The organism is Kaistella antarctica (genome assembly GCF_900109615.1).
GTDB lineage: Bacteria > Bacteroidota > Bacteroidia > Flavobacteriales > Weeksellaceae > Kaistella > Kaistella antarctica.
Genome location: NZ_FOIX01000001.1, coordinates 620,592 through 643,931 on the forward strand (window position 1 = coordinate 620,592; position 23,340 = coordinate 643,931).

Annotated in this window: 22 protein-coding genes and 1 tRNA gene; 16 read left to right on the plus strand and 7 right to left on the minus strand. The window is 35.4% G+C overall.

Going from position 1 to position 23,340, the window contains the following annotated elements; genetic code table 11:
- From BMX49_RS02960 to BMX49_RS03010, 11 genes are all read left to right on the plus strand, one after another.
- Positions 1–2,484, plus strand: coding sequence for an exopolysaccharide transport family protein (locus BMX49_RS02960; protein ID WP_034718522.1), 2,484 nt, complete (start codon positions 1–3; stop codon positions 2,482–2,484).
- Between the two features lie 181 nt (positions 2,485–2,665).
- Complete coding sequence (locus tag BMX49_RS02965) at positions 2,666–3,556, plus strand: DUF6089 family protein (RefSeq protein ID WP_034718523.1); 891 nt, start codon at positions 2,666–2,668, stop codon at positions 3,554–3,556.
- A gap of 3 nt (positions 3,557–3,559) precedes the next feature.
- The gene (gene uppS / locus BMX49_RS02970) at positions 3,560–4,312 is read left to right on the plus strand and encodes a polyprenyl diphosphate synthase (RefSeq protein ID WP_034718524.1); all 753 of its coding nucleotides are present in this window, start codon (positions 3,560–3,562) and stop codon (positions 4,310–4,312) included.
- Between the two features lie 29 nt (positions 4,313–4,341).
- The gene (locus tag BMX49_RS02975) at positions 4,342–6,879 is read left to right on the plus strand and encodes a BamA/OMP85 family outer membrane protein (RefSeq protein WP_034718526.1); all 2,538 of its coding nucleotides are present in this window, start codon (positions 4,342–4,344) and stop codon (positions 6,877–6,879) included.
- Between the two features lie 11 nt (positions 6,880–6,890).
- A complete protein-coding gene (locus BMX49_RS02980) occupies positions 6,891–7,556 on the plus strand; it encodes an OmpH/Skp family outer membrane protein (RefSeq protein ID WP_126337183.1) in 666 nt (221 codons plus the stop codon).
- A 13-nt stretch (positions 7,557–7,569) separates the two neighbouring features.
- Positions 7,570–8,064 (plus strand): OmpH/Skp family outer membrane protein, encoded by a 495-nt coding sequence (locus tag BMX49_RS02985; RefSeq protein ID WP_034718528.1) that lies wholly within the window; start codon positions 7,570–7,572, stop codon positions 8,062–8,064.
- A gap of 60 nt (positions 8,065–8,124) precedes the next feature.
- Positions 8,125–8,616 (plus strand): acyl-CoA thioesterase, encoded by a 492-nt coding sequence (locus BMX49_RS02990; RefSeq protein ID WP_034718529.1) that lies wholly within the window; start codon positions 8,125–8,127, stop codon positions 8,614–8,616.
- Positions 8,613–9,482 (plus strand): dTDP-4-dehydrorhamnose reductase, encoded by an 870-nt coding sequence (gene rfbD, locus BMX49_RS02995; protein WP_034718531.1) that lies wholly within the window; start codon positions 8,613–8,615, stop codon positions 9,480–9,482. Before BMX49_RS02990 ends, rfbD begins: the two co-directional genes overlap by 4 nt.
- On the plus strand, positions 9,479–10,156 hold the full coding sequence (locus tag BMX49_RS03000) for a hypothetical protein (RefSeq protein ID WP_034718532.1): 678 nt from the start codon (positions 9,479–9,481) through the stop codon (positions 10,154–10,156). The genes rfbD and BMX49_RS03000 overlap by 4 nt, the downstream gene beginning before the upstream one ends.
- Positions 10,157–10,172: 16 nt before the next feature.
- Positions 10,173–10,892, plus strand: a complete 720-nt coding sequence (gene bshB1, locus BMX49_RS03005; RefSeq protein ID WP_034718534.1) for a bacillithiol biosynthesis deacetylase BshB1 — start codon at positions 10,173–10,175, stop codon at positions 10,890–10,892.
- Between the two features lie 35 nt (positions 10,893–10,927).
- Positions 10,928–11,001: transfer RNA gene (locus BMX49_RS03010), tRNA-His, on the plus strand.
- A gap of 128 nt (positions 11,002–11,129) precedes the next feature.
- Here BMX49_RS03010 and BMX49_RS03015 read toward each other — a convergent pair.
- Together BMX49_RS03015 and BMX49_RS03020 are read right to left on the minus strand one after the other, a co-directional pair.
- Complete coding sequence (locus BMX49_RS03015; RefSeq protein ID WP_034718535.1) at positions 11,130–11,465, minus strand: DUF3276 family protein; 336 nt, start codon at positions 11,463–11,465, stop codon at positions 11,130–11,132.
- 114 nt (positions 11,466–11,579) lie between these two features.
- On the minus strand, positions 11,580–13,241 hold the full coding sequence (locus BMX49_RS03020; protein WP_034718537.1) for an ABC transporter ATP-binding protein: 1,662 nt from the start codon (positions 13,239–13,241) through the stop codon (positions 11,580–11,582).
- A gap of 200 nt (positions 13,242–13,441) precedes the next feature.
- Here BMX49_RS03020 and nusB point away from each other — a divergent pair, with 200 nt between their 5' ends.
- The 3 genes from nusB to yajC are packed head-to-tail and all read left to right on the plus strand — an operon-like array spanning position 13,442 to position 15,183.
- Positions 13,442–14,347 (plus strand): transcription antitermination factor NusB, encoded by a 906-nt coding sequence (nusB, locus tag BMX49_RS03025; protein ID WP_034718538.1) that lies wholly within the window; start codon positions 13,442–13,444, stop codon positions 14,345–14,347.
- Between the two features lies 1 nt (position 14,348).
- Positions 14,349–14,834 (plus strand): DUF1573 domain-containing protein, encoded by a 486-nt coding sequence (locus tag BMX49_RS03030; RefSeq protein ID WP_034718540.1) that lies wholly within the window; start codon positions 14,349–14,351, stop codon positions 14,832–14,834.
- 19 nt (positions 14,835–14,853) lie between these two features.
- The gene (gene yajC / locus BMX49_RS03035; protein WP_034718542.1) at positions 14,854–15,183 is read left to right on the plus strand and encodes a preprotein translocase subunit YajC; all 330 of its coding nucleotides are present in this window, start codon (positions 14,854–14,856) and stop codon (positions 15,181–15,183) included.
- A gap of 157 nt (positions 15,184–15,340) precedes the next feature.
- Here the strand turns inward: yajC and BMX49_RS03040 are convergent, their stop codons facing one another.
- The 5 genes from BMX49_RS03040 to BMX49_RS03060 form a co-directional block, all read right to left on the minus strand.
- On the minus strand, positions 15,341–17,029 hold the full coding sequence (locus tag BMX49_RS03040) for a putative transporter (RefSeq protein WP_034718543.1): 1,689 nt from the start codon (positions 17,027–17,029) through the stop codon (positions 15,341–15,343).
- 96 nt (positions 17,030–17,125) lie between these two features.
- Positions 17,126–18,388 (minus strand): DUF2851 family protein, encoded by a 1,263-nt coding sequence (locus tag BMX49_RS03045; RefSeq protein ID WP_034718545.1) that lies wholly within the window; start codon positions 18,386–18,388, stop codon positions 17,126–17,128.
- Between the two features lie 70 nt (positions 18,389–18,458).
- Positions 18,459–18,836 (minus strand): GxxExxY protein, encoded by a 378-nt coding sequence (locus BMX49_RS03050; protein WP_034718547.1) that lies wholly within the window; start codon positions 18,834–18,836, stop codon positions 18,459–18,461.
- A 107-nt stretch (positions 18,837–18,943) separates the two neighbouring features.
- A complete protein-coding gene (gene bshA / locus BMX49_RS03055; RefSeq protein WP_034718549.1) occupies positions 18,944–20,077 on the minus strand; it encodes an N-acetyl-alpha-D-glucosaminyl L-malate synthase BshA in 1,134 nt (377 codons plus the stop codon).
- A gap of 21 nt (positions 20,078–20,098) precedes the next feature.
- Positions 20,099–21,850, minus strand: a complete 1,752-nt coding sequence (locus tag BMX49_RS03060; protein WP_081864350.1) for a glycoside hydrolase family 3 protein — start codon at positions 21,848–21,850, stop codon at positions 20,099–20,101.
- A 111-nt stretch (positions 21,851–21,961) separates the two neighbouring features.
- Between BMX49_RS03060 and BMX49_RS03065 the strand changes: the two genes are divergently transcribed.
- Positions 21,962–22,480, plus strand: coding sequence for a hypothetical protein (locus BMX49_RS03065; RefSeq protein WP_034718551.1), 519 nt, complete (start codon positions 21,962–21,964; stop codon positions 22,478–22,480).
- Between the two features lie 142 nt (positions 22,481–22,622).
- The gene (gene deoD / locus BMX49_RS03070) at positions 22,623–23,330 is read left to right on the plus strand and encodes a purine-nucleoside phosphorylase (RefSeq protein WP_034718553.1); all 708 of its coding nucleotides are present in this window, start codon (positions 22,623–22,625) and stop codon (positions 23,328–23,330) included.
- The last annotated feature ends 10 nt before the right edge of the window (positions 23,331–23,340 follow it).

The window sequence follows — 23,340 nt, forward strand, 5'->3', positions numbered from 1 at the left end:
ATGATTCCGGGAAAAGAAAACACAAATACACCACCGCTGCAAGATAAAGTAGGATCATTTGCTATTTTTGATGTAGAACATTTTATCAGAAGATTGCTGAAAAACTGGTACTGGTTTTTGCTCATGGCGGCTTTGGGATACGGAATTTCCTGGGTTTACAGCAAGTATTATGCGCAGCGCGTTTATGCTTCAAACCTTTCATTGAGTATTTCTAATAGCACTGCAAGTTACTTCACGCCAAACCAGTCGATCAATTTCATTTGGGGAAATACTGGGAATCAAGATGGAGTTTATTTAAAGAAGATGTTGCTATCTCGATCGCACAACGAATATTTAGTAAAGCAACTGGATTTGTATGTTAATTACGCGACAAAAGGTTTGATCAAACAAACCTACCTTGATAAATATGATTCGCCCGTTTTCTTTGAAATCGACAAATCTTATTCTCAACAAGTTGATTATGCCATAACGCTTATTCCTAAAAGTGGCAATCGCTTTGAAGTGGTTTTGCCGCAGGACGGTGAATCAACCTCATTATATTCCTACGAAGCCGAAGGTTTTAAAACAATACAACCTTATAAAAGACCAGCAGATAAAACGATTTCTTTAAATGAATGGTATACATCACCGAATCTAAAATTTAGATTGGTCAAAAATGCTCGCCCGAGTGAGATTGTTTTTGAAAATATTATCGTCACCTTATCCACCGTTAACAATACCGTTAATAGTTTGGTAAGCACCATCAGTGTTGATTTTGATAAAGAAATCAGCACCATCATGATCATCGGCAAAAAAGGGTATAACCTGAATGGAACTGTTAATTTCCTGAATACCTCGGTGGATGAACTTCAGAAAAAAAGATTAATTGACAGAAACGTTGTTGATAAAAACACTGAAAAATATTTGTTAGATAATCTAGCCAATATTCGTAAAAAATTAGATTCCAGTGCGTTGGTTTTAAACCACATGAAGGTTTCCGAAGGATTGTATAACATCAAAGATCGCGACGAGAAATCATTAGATAATATAAAAACGCTGGATGCAAAAAAAGCTGATTTTCTAACCAGAATCAATTCTTTGAACAGTATTAAAAATTCTTTGACCTCCCAGAATTTGGATCGAATGATCAGCACCAATGCTGCGGGAGTAGAAGATGGAGTGTTCAATGCCACGGTTTCTGAACTTAAAAATTTGTATGCTAAAAGACGAGAACTTGCTTTAATTTATACCCCAAACTCGGAGCCGATGAGGGAAATTAACAGATTGATTAATGAAGCTCGAACCAATTCCACAGGATCACTTCGAAATTACTACAATACTTACGCAAATGAGATTTCGAAAATCGATCGGGAAATTGCACGGGCTAATGTTGATTTGGTGACCTATCCCGAAAAGGAAAGAAAGTACATCGATGCCGAACGTGGTTACAACATGATTGAAGCGACCTACAATACTTTGCTTACCAAGCAGAATGAAACGCAAATCAGAGTTGCTACTAATAAATCTGATATCAATGTAATTGATCCTGCGAAAAATCTGGGGCAAGGACCTATTGCTCCAAATATTACGAAGACCAAATATACCATCATCGGCGGATTACTTCTTTTGCCGTTGATATTTTTAAGTATCGGTCAAGTTCTCGATAACAGAATTAGAAATATTAAAGAATTAGTTCAGGCTACTAAAATTCCGCTGTTAGGCGTTATTGGCAGAAGCAGCCATGATAATAATCTGACCGTTCTAGAGCAGCCACGATCTTCCATTTCTGAAGCTTTCCGTGGAATTAGAGCCAATCTGCGGTTTTTACATAAAGAAGATAATCAGTCTAAAGTTATTTTGGTCACCTCCTCCATTGGTGGCGAAGGTAAAACGTATGTTTCAATTAATATAGCCTCAGTACTGGGCTTAAGTGGTAAGAAAACAATTCTTTTGGGGATGGATCTTAGAAAACCCAAGATTTTTGGGGACTTCAAAATCGATAATCAATATGGAATTTCGAACTACTTAACTGGCGAAGTAGAAATGGATAAGATTATTAATAAAACTTCCATTCCAGATTTAGATGTGTCGACTTCGGGTCCAATTCCACCAAATCCTTCAGAGTTATTGATGAGTACGCGAAATATTGATTTTATAAAAGAGTTAAAAAATCATTACGATTTTATAATTATCGATTCGCCGCCCGTCGGTTTGGTGGCCGATTCTTTTGAGTTAATGAGTTATTCAGATGCCAGCATTTATGTGGTACGGCATGAATATACAGAAAAACACATGTTGAAAATGATCACTGAAAAGTATCACAATCACGAGGTGAAAAATTTAGGATTGGTTTATAATGATTACCAGGCAGAAAATGGTTATGGCTACGGCTATGGCTATGGCTACGGTTATGGCTACGGTTACTTTGAAGAAGATGCCAATTACCAGGAACCAACCTTAATTAAGATTAGAAATAAGATTAGAAAATTGATTGGTAAAAATTAGCTATTAATTTTTTACTAGTCTTAATTAAATTTTCATAAAATCATAAAAAGAATAATTAACCGTTTTAGGAGCTAAACATTATGCTTTTTTGAGGGTATTTAACTAAAAATTAAGAATTTCATTAAGGTAAAAATGTTTTATATTTGCAAAATTATTCATAAAATTTCAGGTACAGCCATTCATGCAGAAAAAAGTTATTTACACCCTTATCGCGTTGTTTTTTGTTTCAGTTGCCTACAAAGGTCAACGTCATGAAATAGGAGTGCAGCTTGGTATGAGTAATTTGGTGGGGGATATTGGGAGAACCAATTATGTTTTGCAGAAACCAACCCGTAATTATACAGATTACGGCATTCCCTTTTACGGCGGTATTCTTTACCGAATGAATTTTAATCCTTACCAAACGGTGAGGTTGAATTTAGGGTACAGCCATATTCAATTCATTGATGTCTTGGCTAAAGAACAGTATCGTAGAAATAGAAAATTGTCGGGTACGAATTCAATTATGGAAGCTGACCTAATTTTTGAATACAATTTTTTCCCCGTTAATGATGAGCAAAAAGGTTTACTTAGTCCTTACATTTTCGGCGGGTTGGGTGCAATGTACGCGAGTACGGCACAATTTACTATAGCAAATGATTTTTATAAAGATAGTAAAGGAGATCCTAAAGCGCCGTCTTCTTTTGGTGACTTTGAAACTAGGGAAGAATATATTAACGGAAAGAAACTAACCATGTCCATTCCATTCGGTATTGGATTGAAATATAAATTTAATTATAACTGGTCTCTGTTTGGTGAACTTATGTTTCGACCTACATTTTCCGATTCGATTGATTACAGCGTCATTAATGATGATAATATAAATATATCTTATAAGAAAAAAAATATTGGAGGTACGGATTATGATTTAGGTAAAGGCGAATATAGAGTAGAAGCTGATAAGAGATCCGCTGAAATACTTAAAAAATTAGAGAGTCGTCAAATAGGAAACATCAATTCTAAAGATTGGGTGAATACCATTTCCATCGGACTCAGTTATTCATTCGGAAGACCACCATGTTATTGTGATTAAAATATGCAGTCGATAAAAGAAAAATTAAATCTGGATCAGCTTCCAAAGCATGTTGCCATCATTATGGATGGAAACGGCAGGTGGGCAAAATCCCGCGGAGAGGAAAGAACTTTCGGACATAAACACGCCATTCAGGCGGTGCGAAACGCGGTGAATGCTTGTAACGAAATTCATATTCCTTACCTTACACTCTACACCTTTTCTTCGGAAAACTGGAAGAGACCAGATGATGAGGTAAGTACGCTGATGGGTTTGATTTCAGAAACGTTGTTGTTAGAAGCTGAAGATATCTTTAGCAAAGGTTTGAGAATGCATATCATTGGCGACATTAAAAAATTGCCGGAATTAGTTCAGGAACAACTGCATCAGTTGGTAGAAATCACCAAGAATAACGATCGAGGAAATCTTATTCTGGCCCTAAGTTACGGTTCGCACAAAGAAATTTTGAATGCGGTAAAGGAAATTAGTTCGAAAGTAAAAAGTGGCGAACTGACTGAAGAAGACATTACAGAAGAAGTTTTTGAAAATCATTTATATACTAAAGAATTTCCGCCGGTTGATTTATTGATCAGAACCAGTGGTGAAGTTAGAATCAGTAACTTTCTGCTTTGGCAAATTGCCTATGCAGAATTGCAGTTTTTAGATATCCTATGGCCAGATTTCGGTCAAGAAGATTTCTTTAAATGTATTTATGATTACCAGTGCAAAGAAAGAAGATTCGGTAAAACAAGTGAACAGCTTGACGAACAATTATAGATAAAAGAAAATAGTTAGCAAGATAAAAAATGAAGTTTAAATTCTTACCCATCATCATGTTTGTGGCCTCAGCCCATTTTTATGGTCAGATTACGCCGCCGCAAAATACCCAAGAAAGCAATGCTGTTCAAGCTCAAGATGAAGCTGGGACTTATATCCTGAAAGACATTGTCGTAGATGGTGTTAAAAAATATACTGCTGCTCAAATTTTAAGATTTACGGGTCTTAACAAAAATGAGAGTGTAGAAATCCCTGGTCAAAAAATAAGCAACGCCATAAAAAAACTCTGGGAAACTCAATCTTTCTCAGAAGTTGAAGTTTATATCGAAAGTTTAGAAGGGGATCAAGTTGTTTTGCGATTTAACCTTCAGGATTTGAAAGATTTAGGAGAAGTTAAGTTTAAAGGCAAAGGAATTGGAAAATCGAAAAGTGAGAAACTTGCGAAAGACAACAATCTAAAGCCGGGAACCAAAATTACCCAAAATTTAGTTTCTACGCTTAAAACCAATATTCCGAAAGAGTATATTAAAAAAGGTTTTGCTGATGCCAAAGTGACGATTCAAGATCAAGTGAATGCTGGAGATCCGAACTTGGTAGATTGGACTATTACCGTAGATAAAGGCAGAAAAATTAAAATCAGCCATATTGAATTTGAAGGAAATGATAATGTTCCCGATAAAAAACTTCGTAAGAAGGCCTTTAAAGATACGAAGCAAAAAGGCTTGAGTATTCAAGGAATTCTTAAACCTTCGAAATTCATCCAGGATAAATATGACGATGATAAAGGCAACTTGATTAACTATTATCGATCTTTAGGTTTCCGTGATGCACAGATTGTTTCTGATTCGGTTTGGAGAAATCCTCAGAATCAATATGAAATTAATGTAAAACTGAATGAAGGAAAAAAATACTATATCGGTGATGTGAATTTCTTAGGAAATACAGCATTCGCTACCGATTATTTACAAAAAGTTTTAGGCTATAAAACAGGAGATATTTACGATGCAGTCGGCTTCAACAAAAAAGTAGGTGAAGACGGTGGTAAAGAAGATGATTCTGATATCAAGTCTATTTATATGAATAGTGGTTATCTTTTCTCTAATGTAACTCCGATTGAGAAATCAGTACAGGGAGATTCCATTAACTTGGAAATTAGAATTAATGAAGGTGAAAAAGCAACCTGGAATCGCGTAACTTGGAGTGGAAATACCACAACTCATGACCACGTAATTCTTCGTTCCCTAAGAACAAAGCCCGGAAGTTTGTTTGCTAAAAGTGATATTAAAAGAACTTATTTCGATTTAGCAGGAATGCAGTTCTTTGATCCGCAGCAAGTTGGCCAGCAAATTACACCTAACCCACAAGATAATACCGTAGATGTTCATTGGACCTTGGTAGAGAAAGGTTCTTCCCAAGTTCAGTTGCAAGCTGGGTACGGTGGAGGATCGTTCATCGGTACTCTAGGATTGACTTTTAATAACTTCTCATTGAGAAACTTTTTGAAGTTCAAAGATTTTAAACCAGTTCCACAAGGAGACGGACAAACTTTATCAATCCAAGCCCAAGCTGGGCAGTTCTTCCAGAATTATGGGATTTCATTTACAGAGCCATGGTTGTTTGGAACGAAACCAACGGCACTTTCAGTTGGAGTCAACCAATCTTTGGTTCGCTACTCTGATCAGTTTGGAGCGACTCAAAAATTAAATATATTCTCCGCAAGTGCAGGGTTAAACAGACTTTTGAGATGGCCAGATGATTATTTCTCTTTGTATACTGGAATTCAGTATCAGAGTTATGATTTTGAAAATTATCCGTTCCAGTTTGGAAATGAAACTGAATACAATGGTTCAGCGAAAAACTTTAGTTTTAACATTGGGTTAAGTAGAAACTCTGCTGGATTAGATCCTATCTTCCCAACTCAGGGTTCAAATATTGAAGCATCTGTGAAATTTACGCCACCATATTCACTCTTTAATGATAAAGATTATTCGAGTATGCCGGCAATTGAGAAGTATAAATGGCTAGAATTTTATAAAGTAAAATTGAAAGCTGATATTTACAATACCGTAGTTGGAAAAATGGTTTTAAGAAGTACGGCAGAAATGGGATTCTTAAACGGATACAATAAAGAGTTAGGAGCGCCGCCATTTGAGAGATTCTACGTCGGTGGAACTGGTCTTTTCGGTGGAAGATATGACGGTAGAGAATTGGTGCCACTTCGTGGGTACGAAAACGCTTCTTCTACGGGAGGAACTATCGATGATGTTACTCCTATGGGTGGAGCGACTATTTACAATAGATTTGCCTTGGAATTAAGATATCCAATTTCAATGAATCAAACGGCGAAGATTTATGCGCTATCTTTCTTAGAAGGAGGAAACGCTTATAATTCTTTCGGTACATACAATCCTTTCCAGTTGAAACGTTCAGCAGGAGTTGGGATTAGAGTTTACATGGGAGCTTTCGGATTGATCGGATTTGATTTCGCTTATGGATTTGATAAAACGGCAATGGGCACAGAACCTTCAGGTTGGAAAACACACTTCCTGATGAACCAATCATTATAAACTTAACAAAAATGAAAAAGTTTCAATTATTATTCATTTTCCTGCTGAGCTTTGCTACCATTGCAAATGCCCAGAAAATAGGAGTGGTTGATACCGATTATATTCTCGGTAAATTGCCTCAGTACAAAGAGGCAGAAACGAGATTGAATGAACAGATTACCAATTGGCAAAATGAAATTCAAACTTTGCAAACTGACTTTGAAAAAAAGAAAACAACCTTAGAGAATGAGAAAGTTCTTTTGATTGGGGATCAGCTGAAGCTTCGTCAAAAAGAAGTTGATGATTTAGATAAAAGAATCAAAGTGATGATCAATAATCGATTTGGATCTTTAGGAGAAGTCAATAACGCCAGATCAAATTTGACCAAACCTTTTCAGGATCTTATTTGGGGCGCAATCAAGACGGTATCTGAGAAAAATACTTTGGGCATAGTTCTTGATAAAAGCAATAACATTAGCGTGATTTTTCTTGATAAAAGATACGATTACACTGATAAAGTATTAGATTTGCTACTCAAAAATTCTCCCGAAAAAAAGACCGAAAAAGGAACTCCTAACAAGAGAAATATCAATGATTCTAGAAATGAAAAGATGAGAATTATGAAAGAACAAGAGAGAGAATCTAAGGATGTGAAAGCAAAAAAAATAGAAACAATTAACAAATCAACCATAAATTAATTTAATCCCAATTATGAAAAAATTAAGTGTATTATTCGCAGCAGTAATGTTGATGGCAACTGTAGGAGTTGCTAAAGCGCAGAAAGTTGCAATGATGGATTATGAAGCGGTACTAGCCGTAATGCCAGAAACTAAGAAAATGACAACTGACCTAGAAGCTTTTAGTAAAACTAAAGGTGATGAATTAAATAAGCAAGCAGAAGCATTTCAGAAAGAAGTGCAAGCATATCAAGCTGAAGGAGCTAAGTTAACAGAGGCTCAGAGAAATGCGAAAGAAGCAGATCTTCAAAAAAAGCAACAAAGTTTGCAGCAAATTCAGACTACAGCTCAAAATGATTTGGCTCAAAGAAGAGATACAGCGGTTAAACCGATTATCGACAAATTAAATAAAGCAGTAGAGAAAGTAGCAAAAGCAAACGGATACGATTTTATCATTGATGCAGGTGCATTAATCTACAAAGGTGGTCCAGATGCTACTCCTGGAGTGAAGAAAGAATTAGGACTTTAAGAGATTATTTTAATATCCCAAACCATCCCAATTATGGGATGGTTTTTTTAATTTTGTACCATGCAAAAAGAAATTTCAAATCTGTCTAGAATTCGTTTCAGTGATTGCGATCCCATTGGACATCTGAATAATGTAAAGTATTTGGAGTATATGCTCAATGCGAGAGAGGATCATGTAGAATCTGGCTATGGCTTTACTTATGAAGAATACACTCGCAAAACTGGTTGCACTTGGATTACCATTCAAAATGAAATCGCTTATCTAAAGGAAGTTCGGTATAACGCCAGAGTTCAGATTTCCAGCAAGACGATTGAAGTGGGTGACCGAGTTTCGAAAGTTGAAATTTTAATGAAAAGTGAAGACGGCCAAACCATTCACAGTATTTTGTGGATGACTGTGATTTATTTTAATATGAAAACGCGTAAGTCAGATTCGCATCCCGAAGATACGAAACGACTTTTTGAAAAGTTTTTGGTTGATCTAGACGAAAAAGATTTTAAAAGTCGCGTAGCCTATTTTAGAAAGCAGAATAAAAAAGCAAAATCAGCATGAAGAAAATATTAGTAATTGGTGGAAATGGACAGTTGGGAAATTGTTTTAAAAAGTTATCCTCAGATTTCGATAGTCTATTTGAATTTAATTTCGCGGGCTCTAAAGATTTAGATATCACTGACAGAAGCGCAGTCACAGATTTTTTTGAAGATTATCGACCTGATTTTTGCGTTAATGCTGCAGCTTATACTGCGGTAGATTTAGCTGAAAAAGAATTTGAGAAAGCCTTTGCCGTAAATGCCGAAGCAGTCGCAAACATCGCGGAAGCTTGTAAAGACTCGAACACCATTTTAATTCACATCTCAACCGATTATGTTTTTGCTGGAGAAACTAATATTTCCTATTCAGAAGATAATTTTACCAATCCACAAGGAGTTTATGGTGCTTCTAAATTGAAAGGTGAAGAATTGGCTACTGAGAATAATCCGAAAACGATAATCATTCGGACTTCGTGGCTCTATTCAGAATTTAATAAGAATTTTGTCAAGACTATGCTCAATCTTTTCTCTGTAAAAGAAGAGTTGGGAATTGTAGCAGATCAGTTTGGTCAACCAACCAATGCTAATGATTTAGCAGCAGCAGTGATGAAAATCATTGAATCAGATCCAAAAACTTTCGGGGTTTTCCATTTCTCGAATTATCCAGAAACGACTTGGTTTGAATTCGCAAAAAAAATTGCAGAATTCTCTGACTCGAAAATTATATTAAATCCAATCACAACCGAGGAATTTCCAACGCCTGCAAAACGTCCGAAACGAAGCACCATGGCTTTAGATAAAATAGAAGAAGTCTACGGGGTTGGATCAAATCACTGGGAACATTCCCTTCAAGATTGTATCGAAATATTAGCAACAACTACCGAATGAAAAAACTCTTATTATCCCTTCTAATCGCTTCATCGCCTTTCTTTTTAGCACAAAATGTGGTATTGAGTAAAGTGGTGAAATCTCATTCCAATGAAGATAAAGTGTTTTACAAAATAAATGCTGACTTCGCTTCTGCCGAATATCTAGGTGAAGTAGAGGTGCGGGGTTTTTCAGATAATGATGCCGAAATTTTTGGTATGGTTTATAAAAAAGCCAAGGAAATCGGAGCCAATGCCTTTTCTTACAAACCTTTTCAGGAAGTCGACGAGACTTTTTCTAAATTCGATCCTGGCCATTATAAACTGAGTTTGTATTACGTTTCTAGTTCGTATTTTCCAAAAGAAGACAATGCGGTTTATCTTATTTCTTCACCTTACAAAAAGCAGACGATTTCCATTAATAACGATAAGAAAATTTTTGAGGAAAGAACATTTACGAAATTCGAATTAAAATCTGGAGAAATTTATACGATTTCCACGAGAGGACTTTTAGGTTCGACCATAAAAATTGCAGCCCAACAAAATCAACCCGTGCAGTATTTTCAACTGTCAGGCGCTTCCGTAAATTCTAATGATTATGGCAAGCCGGGCATCAATCTGAAATCTGGAGACATCATGCGATTGGAACAATCCTATGCTCAGTTTCTGACAACCATTTATCAATATTTTAAATAATTAAATTTTGAGCGTTATGAAAGTAGATATTTTAGCAATCGGAGCTCATCCTGATGATGTAGAATTAGGTTGTAGCGGAACGTTGGCCAAACTGATGTCAGAAGGAAAAACCGTCGCGGTTATAGATTTAACGCAAGGTGAGCTCGGCACGCGTGGTACGAATATAACAAGAGCTGAAGAAGCAGCTGAAGCGACAAAAATTATGGGTTACGTTAATCGCGAAAACTTGAAAATGAAAGATGGCTTCCTGTCAAATAGTGAAGAGTATCAAATGCAGATTGTGAAAATGATTCGCAAATATCAACCGGAAATGGTGTTTTCAAATTCTATTGATGATCGTCATCCTGATCATGCTAAAGCCTCGAAGTTGGTTTCTGATGCCTGTTTCCTTTCTGGACTTGTAAAAATTGAGACTACATTAGAAAACGAAAATCAGCAAGCCTGGCGGCCCAAGCATATCTTCAATTACATTCAGTGGAAGCATATCACTCCCGCGTTTGTTGTAGATGTTTCTGAGTTCATGGAGAAAAAAATTGAAGCCTGCCTCGCGTACAAGACGCAATTTTACGATCCAAACTCTAATGAACCGATGACGCCAATTGCGTCAAAAGATTTTCTAGAAAGTCTTACCTATCGTGCCCAGGACTTAGGTCGGCTCTCTGGAGTTGCCTATGCGGAAGGTTTTACAACAGAAAAGTTGATTGCCTTTAAAAATTTCGATGGAATAATTTTGTAGTATATCGAAAAACCTTATATTTGCACTCTCAAATGGTGGTTGTAGTTCAGTTGGTTAGAACGTCGGTTTGTGGTACCGAAGGTCGTGGGTTCGAGACCCATCATCCACCCAAGTTAAAACGCATTGATTATCAATGCGTTTTTTCGTTTTCAGGGGCTTTCAGTTAATTTTATGTAAAATTTAAATCAAAAAAGGCATTCAAAATTTTGAATGCCTTTTAATATATTTTGAATGGAGTTAAACTTTGTCGTCTGACTCGATCGTAAATGATTTTGATTTGAAATCTTTGTCGTGTCTTTCAGAAATTACATCTTCTCCTTTTTGACCGATAATGAAATCTGTAGATTCTTTGAACATCTCTTCAAAATGTTTGAAATCTTCTTTGTAGAGATAGATTTTGTGTTTTTCAAAACTCGCTTCGCCATTTTCACCAAAGTTTTTTTTGCTTTCGGTAATCGTTAGATAATAATCTCCCGCTTTGGTTTCCCGCACATCAAAGAAATAGGTCCTTCTTCCTGCCTTCAACACCTTGGTGAAAATTTCGTTTTCGTGGCGTTCCTTATAATCACTCATTTGTAGATATTTTTTGAAATCTTGTGTAACAAATATAAAAGATTTCTTTTAACTGCGAAATTAATTATTAAATATTTACGAAAAAAAGTGACTTATCAATAAATATATTATAGATTAGTTTAGATTTTCGCTTTCTAACGGCGTCAGGTTCAGTAATTTATCAGCGCGCTTTGCACTGCTTTCACGGTGCGTAATGATGATTGACGTACAGTTTTGAACTTCCTTTTCAATATTTTGAAGAATGTTCTCTTCCGTCTCCGTATCTAAGGCTGATAAGGAATCATCAAAAATTAAGATGTTCGGTTTTTTAATTAAAGCGCGTGCTATGCAAATCCTTTGTTTTTGTCCACCAGAAAGCATCACGCCCCGTTCGCCCACCATGGTTTTGTATTGGTTTTTAAACTCCACGATGTTTTTATGAACATCAGCTTTCTTGGAATATTCCACTACTAGATCATGCGAAGGTTTGTCAATCGCAAAGCCGATATTGTTTTCGATTGTATCAGAAAATAGGAAGCTTTCCTGTGGAATATAACCGATAAAATTACGGTAGTTTTCTAAATTGTGATGTTTTAAGTTTTTCCCATCAATCAGAATTTCGCCTTCTGTTGGATCAATTAATCTACAAAGCAAAAGGGCAATCGTTGATTTTCCGCTCCCGGTTTTTCCCATGATCGCTAGTGACTTCCCAGCTTCTATTTTAAAACTTAAGCTATCCAACGCTTTAATTCCTGTATTTGGATAAACGTAGGAAACATTTCTAAATTCGATATCTCCTTTAATCGGATAGACTTCATTACTGGTATTAATGATATCGGTTTTCATATCAAGAAATTCATTAATTCTCGACATCGAGGCTTCAGCTCTTTGATTAATAGAAGTCACCCAACCGACCATTGAGAAAGGGAATATCAAAATATTAATATATAAAAAGAAATCGGCAATCTTACCAACGGAGAGTTCATTTGCCATATATTTCTGACCACCAATTAAAAGAATAACAACATTCAACATTCCTATCACAAATAGAATAATGGTAAAAAAGTAGGCCTCTGTTTTTGCGAGATCCAATGATTTATCCTGATAATCTTTTACTTTGGATCCGTAACTTTTTTCAATGTAGCTTTCTTTAGCAAAAAATTTAACCACTCGAATTCCTGAAAAACTATCTTGCACAAAAGTCGAAATCGCAGACTGGCTTTTCTGCATGATTTTCGATTTTTTATTGATAATGGAACTTACTTTATAAATAAGAAAAGAAAGGATAGGCAAGGGAAGCAAAGACCAGAGGGTCATCGCAACGTTGGTGTTGAGCATATAAATACTCGTGATGATAAGGAGAATTAATAAATTTGCGATATACATTACACCGGGACCGAGGTACATTCTAACCGCGACTACATCTTCACTCAAACGATTCATCAAGTCGCCAATGGTGGTTTTTTTAAAGTCGGTTAAGGATAATTCCTGGTAGTGATTGTAAATTTTATTTTTGAGTTCGTATTCAATTCTTCTGGAAGAAACAATGATGGTTTGGCGCATCATAAAGGTGAAAAAGCCCGTTAATAAGGAAGAGCCGACAATAATGCCGACATAGAATAATACCTGTTTGTTGAAACCTAAACTATTGGTGTTTGCAATTTCATCGATTGATTTACCAACGAATTGAACTTTAAAAATATTGAAAAAGTTACTGGCGATGATGAATAGAAGTCCATAAAAGAGTAGGTTTTTATGTTTCCAGAAATAAGGATTGAGGGTTTTCAGTGCGTTCATAAATAATCATTCAGTTTTTAGCAGTTGATTGCTCCTAAACCTTTGCAAAAGTAAGAAATTGAAAATTGATATCTTTTAAATTTGGAAAATGCAGTTGGTTTTAAAGCTTTAAAATCTGTAATTCTTTAACATAAGTTATGCCTTAAAATTCTCAACTTCCGACAATTTTATTATCTTTGCACGCATAAAAGCTCTTTGAAATGTTAGGAAGAAGACAAATTCGTGAAAAGGCAATAGGATCGTTGTATTCATATTACCAAAACCCAATAAAATTCGATGTTTTAGAGAAAAATATGTTCTCGGAAATCGACAAGATCTATCATCTTTACATTTACCAACTCAATTTTTTGGTGGCTCTAAAAGATTTAGCAGAAAGACAAATCGAAATCGGTAAGAATAAGTATATCAAAACCGTTAACGAGACCAATCCCAATCAAAAATTTATTTACAATCAAGTTTTAATCAAGTTAGAAGAAAATGAAGAAAGACTTTCATTCACTTCTAAACATCAGGATTTAAAATGGGATATTAATGATGAATTATTGGTGAAAACTTTTCAAAGAATGTCTGCTGGTAAGCGCTATCAGGATTTTATGAAAGAAGAAGGACATTCTTTCGAAGCTGACCAGAAATTTATTGGAAAGTTATTTTTAAGATATATCGCTGAGAATGAAGATTTTCATGAACATCTTGAAGATAAAGAGCTAAGTTGGTCAGATGATTTTCATATCGCTAATTCGATGATGCAGAAAACCATCGGGTTTTTTAAAGAAAATGAACCGAGTCATACTTTAATTAAAATGATTAAAGATGAAGAAGATCGTGAATTTGCCCGAAAGCTCTTAAAAGAATCCCTTAACCACTGGGAAGAAAATGAGAAAAAACTGGAAGGAAGATTAGATAATTGGGATTTGGATCGTGTGGCCTTAATTGATAAAATTATTTTGATTGCCGCCTTGACCGAACTCGATTATTTCCCGTTGACGCCGGGACGCGTGATCATCAATGAATATATCGAAATTTCTAAGGTATTTTCAACCGATCGTTCGAACATTTTCATCAATGGAATTTTAGATAAATACACTAAAGATTTAAATAGAAGTTAATATGAAAAATTTTATTAAAATAGCACCACTTGCAGTTGCTTTAACTTTATTAAGTTGTAAAAAAGATCAAACTGCAGATCAGCTTGTAATCCAAGAAGATAATTCGGCACAAATCGCAGCGCCTATGCCAGTTGATTCTAATGCAGAAATGATTAAAGAAGCGCAATCGAAGCCTTTAACAAACCTGGTTCTTTCCGAAGCTCATTTTGAGTTTGGGAAAATGAAAAAGGGCGATCAAAAAGAACATATCTACGAAGTGACTAATACTGGCGAAAATCCTTTGATTATATCCCAGGTAAAACCAGGTTGTGGTTGTACGGTTCCTGATTATACCAAAGAGCCGATTCTACCTGGCAAAAAAGGAAAAATTACATTGAAATTTGATTCATCTAGTTTCGATGGCTTAGTAAACAAACAGGCAGAAGTTTATGCTAATGTGGAGAAAGCGCCGATTATTATTTCTTTCTCGGCAGATATCCAACCTTAATTAATTTAAAATTGAAATTATGATAACAATATTCTTACAGGCAGGAGCAGCACCAGAAGGTTCTATGATGCCAACAATGGTAATGATGGGATTGATGTTCGTTGGGTTTTATTTCCTGATGATTCGCCCGCAAATGAAAAAATCAAAGCAGGAAAAAAGCTTTCAAGCTGAATTGAAAGTGGGAAGTAGAGTAGTTACTACATCTGGAATGCATGGTAGAATCAATCAGATTATGGACGATGGCATCATCATCGAAACACTATCTGGGAAATTGAAATTTGAAAAAGCAGCGATTTCAAGAGAATTTACGGCACAACGTTTTCCTGATAATTCTACTGAAGCTAAATAATCTTTTTATAAGATTAATACATAAAGCAATCTCACTGAGGTTGCTTTTTTCGTTTTGAAACATAAAAAAAGTTTACTGAAACAAAATTCAGTAAACTTTTTATTTAAAGTGAGGCAATCTATTTTAACCTCCAATCTGTCAGCGGTAATACTTTACTTTAACTGAAGAACAGGATCAGTAAACTCGCTACGAATATCCTGAAGATGGTTACCAAAGGATAAACCTGTGCGTAGGTTTGAATTGGGATATCAGAATCTAAATAGTTCGTACTAAACGAAAGAGCTGCTGGATCAGTATAACTTCCACTCATAATTCCAACGAGTTGTAAGAAGTTTATTTTCATGATGAAGCGACCGATGATAACCATTAAAATTAATGGAATAAAGGTAATTGCACATCCATATAATAACCATAACCAACCGTTGTATTGAATGAAATTGTCATAGAAACCATCACCGGCGTGAATTCCCACAGCGGCGAAGAATAGACAAATACCAAAATCTTTCATGAAATGAGTCGCTCCTGTATTAATATAGGAGTGGATGAATGAAATCCCACCATATCTCGAAATTAAAAGAGCGACAATCAGAGGTCCCGCGGCAAATCCTAATTTAATTGGAACGGGTAAACTTGGTATTACAATTGGAATGGATCCTAAAATTACCCCTAACAATAATCCACCAAATAAGGAAAGGAAGTCAGGTTCTAATAATTTCTTTTCGGAGTTTCCAATAAGTGTTTCAACTTCCTGAATTGCTTCTTCCGATCCGATCACTCTCAGCTTGTCACCGTAAAATAGTTCAAGAGACGGTCGTGGTAAAATTTCTCGACCTGCGCGGAATACTCGGGTAACCTTTAAATCAAATGTATTGTATAAATCCAGTTCCGATAGTTTTTTGTGAATTATCTTCGCATTCGTTACATAAATATTTTTCTTCAGCATTAATTTATCAGATTCGATAAATAAATCGGAAGATGGCCGACCAACTAGAGCCATGAAATCATCTAAATCTTTTTCAAGGCCAACCAGCATCAACACGTCACGATCCTGTAGTTCCGTATCTAACATTGGCGATTTTACGGCTACCGTACCACTGTGTTTCAATCTGGAAATTACGATATCTCTACCGAAACCTTTTAAAATTTGGTGCAACGTTTTTCCGAAATAATCTGGATTCGTTACCCTTACTTTCTTATGAACTAAAGGTAATTCACGGTTGATTTTAGACATCCGGAATTTCTTCATTTCTTCATCTGGATCGATTTTCAAGAGTAATTTTGAGATAATAATTGTTGCAATGATTCCGAAAACCCCAAGTGGATAAGTAATAGCGTACCCGATGGTTGGATCATTAAATTTCTTATCGGGAAAAGAGTTTGTAATTTCTTCAATGGTGTTTTTAGCAGCTCCCAACCCAGGAGTGTTCGTAACCGAACCACTCATGATTCCTACTAAATCTTCGATTTTAAGACCCGTAAAATAAAATAGGCCGACGGTAATAACTCCACCCAAAAGAACCGTAGAGACCGCAAGAATATTAAATTTTAAACCTTCATTTTTGAAGGAGGAAAAGAAGGATGGTCCGACTTGCAAACCAATTCCATAAACGAAAAGGATTAAACCAAAGTCACGTATGAAATCCAAAATTCCCGGTTGGATTCGATAGCCGAAATGTCCCAGAATTAATCCGGTAAACATTACGGCGGAAACACCGAAAGTAATTTTCCCCATTTTTAGTCTTCCGAAAAAAACGCCCGTTCCAATGGCGAGCATAATGGCAACAATGGATTGCGTTACCGTGGGAATTTCCCCGGGCAGTAAAAGTAATTTCAACCAATCAAACATCTTCTCTATTTTTTAATTCCCGACAAAATTAGGGCTATTAATCATCAATAGGTAATTGCAAGTACTGAAATGTATCACATCTCAGCATTATTAGTTCTAATTATTCATTAGTCGAACGCCAACTTCGCACCGCAAACATTCTTTCTTCTGACAGAAATTTCGATAATGAAACAATAGTGATTGAGTTTCCAGAGCGTTTTTTGGTTTTACCTTTAAAGTATTCCATTCCTCGATGACCGTATTTTTTTCAGGGGAGATATTTTGATATAAGGTTAGGATTTCATCTGGAATATTCTCATCAGTATTTTTATGATAGGTATATTTTAAAGGAAGAACCGCATTAATCAAAATCAAATCAATAAAATCTTTGGTTAAAGTTTTCTCGCCTTGAAGTGTCGAAATCTTTCCGAAATTAAATCTAGTGTTCCAATATTCACTTGCTTTCACTTTATTAAAGAGCGGATAAATTTCGTCAATCTTTTTAGCCGTAATAAGTTTAGAGAATAGATTTTGGTTTTGATGATATAGCGAAGCCAACTGAGAAAGTCGAATAGTGGGGAAATTTGGAGGTCTCAGCTTTGAAAATTTGGGATAAACATAGAATTCAGGAAGTTTGTATTTCACTTTTAGAAATTCAAATTCCCGTTTCCAAATTTGAGTCTGGGAGTCTTTAGGTTTCTCGAGCCAGCCACATATTCCGAAAAGTAGCGCTTCAACCTGCGTTTGATTTTGTCGAATTTTATTGAAAATGTTGTAATCGATACTTTCGGCGAGCTGTTTAAAAATAAGTGCATTAACTTTTAGACCAAAGGCATAAGCGAGTTGTGAAAATAATAGCGCTTCATAATTGTTTTGATGGAGCTTAAGAGATTCATCAATTTCTGTTGATTTTTGATCCAGTTTTTTCAGCAGATTTTCTTCATGAAAATTAACAGGTAAATGTTTCGGATCAAATATTTTCTTACACGGAATAAACTGGGTTTCCTGAAGTAAAGATTCATATTTGTAAAGTACTTCTTCATCGATATAATCTTTCAATTCTAAAGTCGGGATATTTTTACTTTTGAATTCTTCAATCTCTACATCATTAATGAAAACGACGTGAGCAATGATATTGTCAAACTCTGGATTGCCAGAATGTTTATGGAAAATCCAGTCGGATGATTTTACATGAAGTTCGATATTGCCGGCGAGAATGATGCCTTTTGTTTTTATTTTACCAAAGAGAAAATCCGGCCCAGAATTAAAATTCCAGCGGCCGAAATCTAAAATTTCGAGCTCGTTGCCATCCATATCTTTGAAATCAAAACTGGTGAAAATTTTGAAATTCCAGAGGTATTGTAGCAATTTTTCGTTCATATGATTTCACGCCATGACGCAATGTACTACGCCATGATAGTTTCTTTGAAGGAATTTATTGGTCTTTTAACTATAAATTATTCACAATCCTGTGAATACCATCTTTAATAAATTTTTCATTAAAATTTATTAATAGTGCTAATTTTAAATTAGGAAGTTTGAGATAAGTCAGCGTTTGTGCGTAATGAACGGGATGAAGTTTCTCTACACTTTTCAATTCGATAATTACTTTGTCCTGCACCAGTAAATCTATTTTATATCCAACTTCCATCATCATATTTTTATAATGAAATGGCATTGCGCATTGCTTTTTCACAGATAAACCTCTTTGTGCTAATTCGTATGCAAGTGCAGATTCGTATGCGCTTTCAAGTAGTCCTGGGCCAACCTCACGATGTAACTCCAAACTTGCTCCAACAATTTGATATGCAATTTCATTTTCTGTCATGATATCTAAAAATAATCATTAATAACATTGCGTAAATTCATTGCGACTTTGCGTGAAATAATGTAACAAAGTAACAAAGCAAATTCTGAATAAAAAAGGTGAAAAGACTATTTTTTAAAGTTAGCCAGGGTATGTTCGTACATTTTTTCGTACAGTGGTAAAATGTTTTTTAGATCAAATCTTAAAGCTTGCTCTTTTGCATTCTTCTTCATTTGCATTAAAAGATTATCGTCGCTCAAAAGTTTGATGGTGTAATTACTCATCGCTTCGATGTTTCCGATTTCAGCCAGGTAACCAGTTTCTCCCTGAATATTGACCTCCGGAATTCCACCAGCGTTACTACTAATCACAGGAGTTTCTGCGGCCATAGCTTCCAATGCAGCCAGTCCAAAACTTTCCTGTTCCGAAGGCAGTAAAAATACATCAGATAGTTGTAAGATTTTATAGAGATCGTTCACTTTTCCAAGAAGTCGAACTTTGCCGATAAGATCTGGATGTTCTTCTAAAAACTGATTGATTATTTCCATATCGGGGCCTTCACCAATAATGATGAGCATTGCTTTTACTCGCGTTGTTACATTTTTGAAAATTGCTAAAACATCTTCAACTCTCTTTACTGGGCGAAGATTGGAAACGTGAATAAGTATTTTTTCATCGTCGGTCGCAAACTGTCTTCTTTGACAATCAGAGGACATTTTAAATTCATCGTTATCGATAAAATTGGTAATGACCTGAATCTCTTTAGTGATTTTGAAAAATTGTAAAGTATCCTTTTTTAAACTTTCAGAAACCGATGTAATCGTATCTGACTGATTGATAGAAAATTCTACCGCATGTTTGTAACTAGGATGTTGACCTACCAAGGTGATATCGGTGCCGTGAAGCGTTGTTACCAACGGAATATCTTTCCCTTCTTCCTTCAACATTTGTTTAGCCGTAAATGCTGCGTAGGCATACGGAATTGCGTAATGCGCGTGAAGTAAATCCAATTTATACAAATTTACAACGCGATAAATCATCGACGAAAGTGCGATATCATAGGGCTGATATTGAAAAAGTGGATAGGTTTGAACATTTACTTTATGGAAGAAAATATTAGGATTAGTGATGTCTAATCTAGCAGGCAAGGCCGAACTTATAAAATGCACTTCGTATCCTTTATCAGCGAGTGCCATACCGAGTTCTGTAGCAACGATGCCACTTCCACCGTAAGTGGGATAACAGAGAATTCCGATTTTCATGTGTTTTGTTTTAAATTGAAATTACTCAATTAGTGTTTTGTTATTTTTTTTCAAGGGCAAATCAATTCTGGAAGAAGGTCTGAGATCTAAACCCATTCCCGCTTTTAACTGATCATTAACCAGAACGGGAAGTTTTCCCCAGATTTTTGTCTGACCAGATAATGCTTTTGCAGTTGCAATCATTGAGTCTTCGTTGTTTTCGTAAGCGACTAAAACGGTGGATACTTTTGAAATATCCACATCTTTTAAGGCATAAGCAGATCCAAAAACGTTTAAGATAACCTGATGGTTTTTAGTGAGCTCAGCTAGTGTTTTTTTACTTTCTGTGGAAATTTTGTAAGGTTTATAAGCCGTAGAATTATCTTTGTGAAAGCCTACAATCACTTTCGAATTCGCAGGAATTGCCGAAATTTCAGTAGCTTTCTTTACAATTACTGTGGCGTTGAGATTTAATTGATCTAAAAATGTTTGATAAGGAGCTTCTTCTAGCGGAACATAGTAATAGGTTTCTTTGCAATCTAGCGGAAGCAATTTATGTTCATCTTTAATTAAAGTTAAAGCATTTGCATACATTTTTTGAACGATTTCTGAATGAGAAGCGTTGTTCAAATCTTCATTAATATTTTCTGGATTTCTAGGCTCATAGGAGGTTAAACCTAAATAGTATTTTGTTAGAAGAATTTTCTTCACGCTTTCTTCAACTCTATTTTGGGATATTTCACCTTTGTCAATTGCTTGCTGAATCAATTTTTTCCCCGTGGCAACATCTTGTGAAAAAAGCATAATGTCATTTCCTGCTATAAACGCCAAAGCATCTAATTCACCGGCCTTATATTTATTGGCAACGGCGCCCATGTTTAAAGCGTCAGTGATGATCAAACCTTTATAACCCAATTGTTCTTTTAAAATTCCAGTGATGATATTTTTAGAAATAGAAGCTGGTATTCCTTTCGTTTTTTCTAAAGCTGGCACATAAAGATGCGCTACCATAACGCCGCCAATACCTTTATCCATTAAGGCTTTGAAAGGTGCGATTTCGATCTCATTTAATCTTTTTAAAGAATGTGAAATTACGGGCAGGTCTAAGTGTGAATCTTGGTCAGTATCACCATGGCCAGGGAAATGTTTAATCGCTGCTAAAATATTATTGTCTTGTAATCCTTTTGAATAAGCCATGGCGGAATTAACCACATTCTGAACTTCTGAACCAAAACTACGGTTGCCAATAATTGGATTATTTGGATTGGTATTTACATCTACAACAGGTGCAAAATCCCAATTAATGCCCATTCTTTTAGCATCTTCAGCAATTTTCGCCGCCATCTCCGTAATTAAACTTTTATCCTGAATTGCGCCAAGCGTCATGGCCCACGGAAATTTGTGTGCTGCGGCAATTCTTTGGAACAGTCCCCATTCGGCATCCATTCCAATCATCAAGGGGGTTTTTGATTTTTTCTGAAACTCATTTACCAAATTAATTTTTCTGGCAGCATCATCTTGCATCAGAATCAAGCCGCCAATTTTTTGGTTCGCAACAATATTCCGAACATCATTAATGTGTCCTTCCCCTTTATTGGTGTACAGAGCAACGATAAACAGTTGGCCTAATTTGTCATCTTGCGATAAAGAATTGTAAGTTTCATTTACCCATATATTTGCCTTTTTTAAATCTGCGGATGATATATTATTGGGCTGGTATTGAGCATTTAGAGGTAGATTAAAGCAAAGCAGAGTAATAGTAAAAAAGAAAGCTTGAATATTAATGTTTTTCATTCTATATAAAATAAATAGTAAGCAAAAATACAAATTTTAATTTTTAAAAACAGATGATTTCTTGGCATGCATATTGACATCTTGAAGTTAATTAACTAAAAAATTAACAAAATGAAAAAATATTTTACATTATTGCTATTGGCAATATTTGGATTTGCGGCGGTAAGTTGCAATGATAGAAATGATGATGTGATTGTGCAGGATAATGATACTTATTCGGTAGTGTTAGACATAAATAACGTGAATTTTGCTTACAATGCAGATGATGGTTATTTCATTAGTCGTTCATTCACTAAACCTTTGGTTAGTACAGACGTGGTTTTAATTTACAGAAAAGGTAGCTCTGCTCCAGACGGTTCGCCAGTTTGGCAAATGATTCCTAGAACTCTTTACTTAACAGGTGGTAATGAATTAGATTATGATTTTGATTTTAGCAAAAATGATATTATGATTTATGCTAATGGAAATTACGATATTTCAACAACGCCTCAGTATCTAAATAATCAAACATTCAGAGTCGTTTTGGTGCCAGCATCAGCAGGTGGAAAAAATGCGAACGTAGATTATAATAATTATGAAAGTGTTATTAAATATTTTAACATCGACGATTCTAAAGTAACTTCTTTATAAATCTATAAAATAGACAAAAACCACTGCATCTGCGGTGGTTTTTCTATGTCAAAAATCACCGTTAGAATTTTGGTTTTAATTTCTTTATCGATGTTATTTTAGTAACTTTATGAAATTGAATAATTAATATAAATTTATAACTATGAGTGTACATATTGCCGCTAAAAAAGGAGATATTGCTAAAATCGTTTTGCAACCTGGTGATCCTTTAAGAGCAAAATATATTGCAGATAATTTTTTAACTGATGTAAAATTAGTTAGTAAAACTAGAAACGTCTTTTATTTCACGGGACTTTATAAAGGTAAAGAAGTTTCTGTGGGTGCCAGTGGAATGGGAATTCCAAGTATCGGAATTTATTCTTACGAACTGTTTACCGAATTTGATGTTGATACCATTATCAGAATTGGAACGTGTGGAGGCTATTCGACCGATTTAAAAGTTTACGATTTATTAAATGTGGAGTTTGCTGCAAGTGAGTCTACCTATGCAAAATATTCTTGGGAAATAGAGGGAGATTTGATATCTCATCAGGGTAATGCTTTTGGACTTCTGAATGATACTGCGAAAGAATTAGATCTAAACATAAAGTCGACAACTATTCATACCAGTGATGTTTTTTATAGAAAAAATCCAGGGCAAGTTGATATCGTGAAAAAGTATAATTGTTCTGCTGTTGAAATGGAAGCTTTTGCACTTTTCGCAAATGCACAATATTTAGGTAAAAATGCCGCCACTATTTTGACGGTTTCAGACATCATTCCAACTGGAGATGAAATCACGGCTGATCAGCGTGAAACAGCTTTAACACCGATGATTGAATTGGCTTTAGAAACTGCAATTAAAATGTAAGAGATTAGGA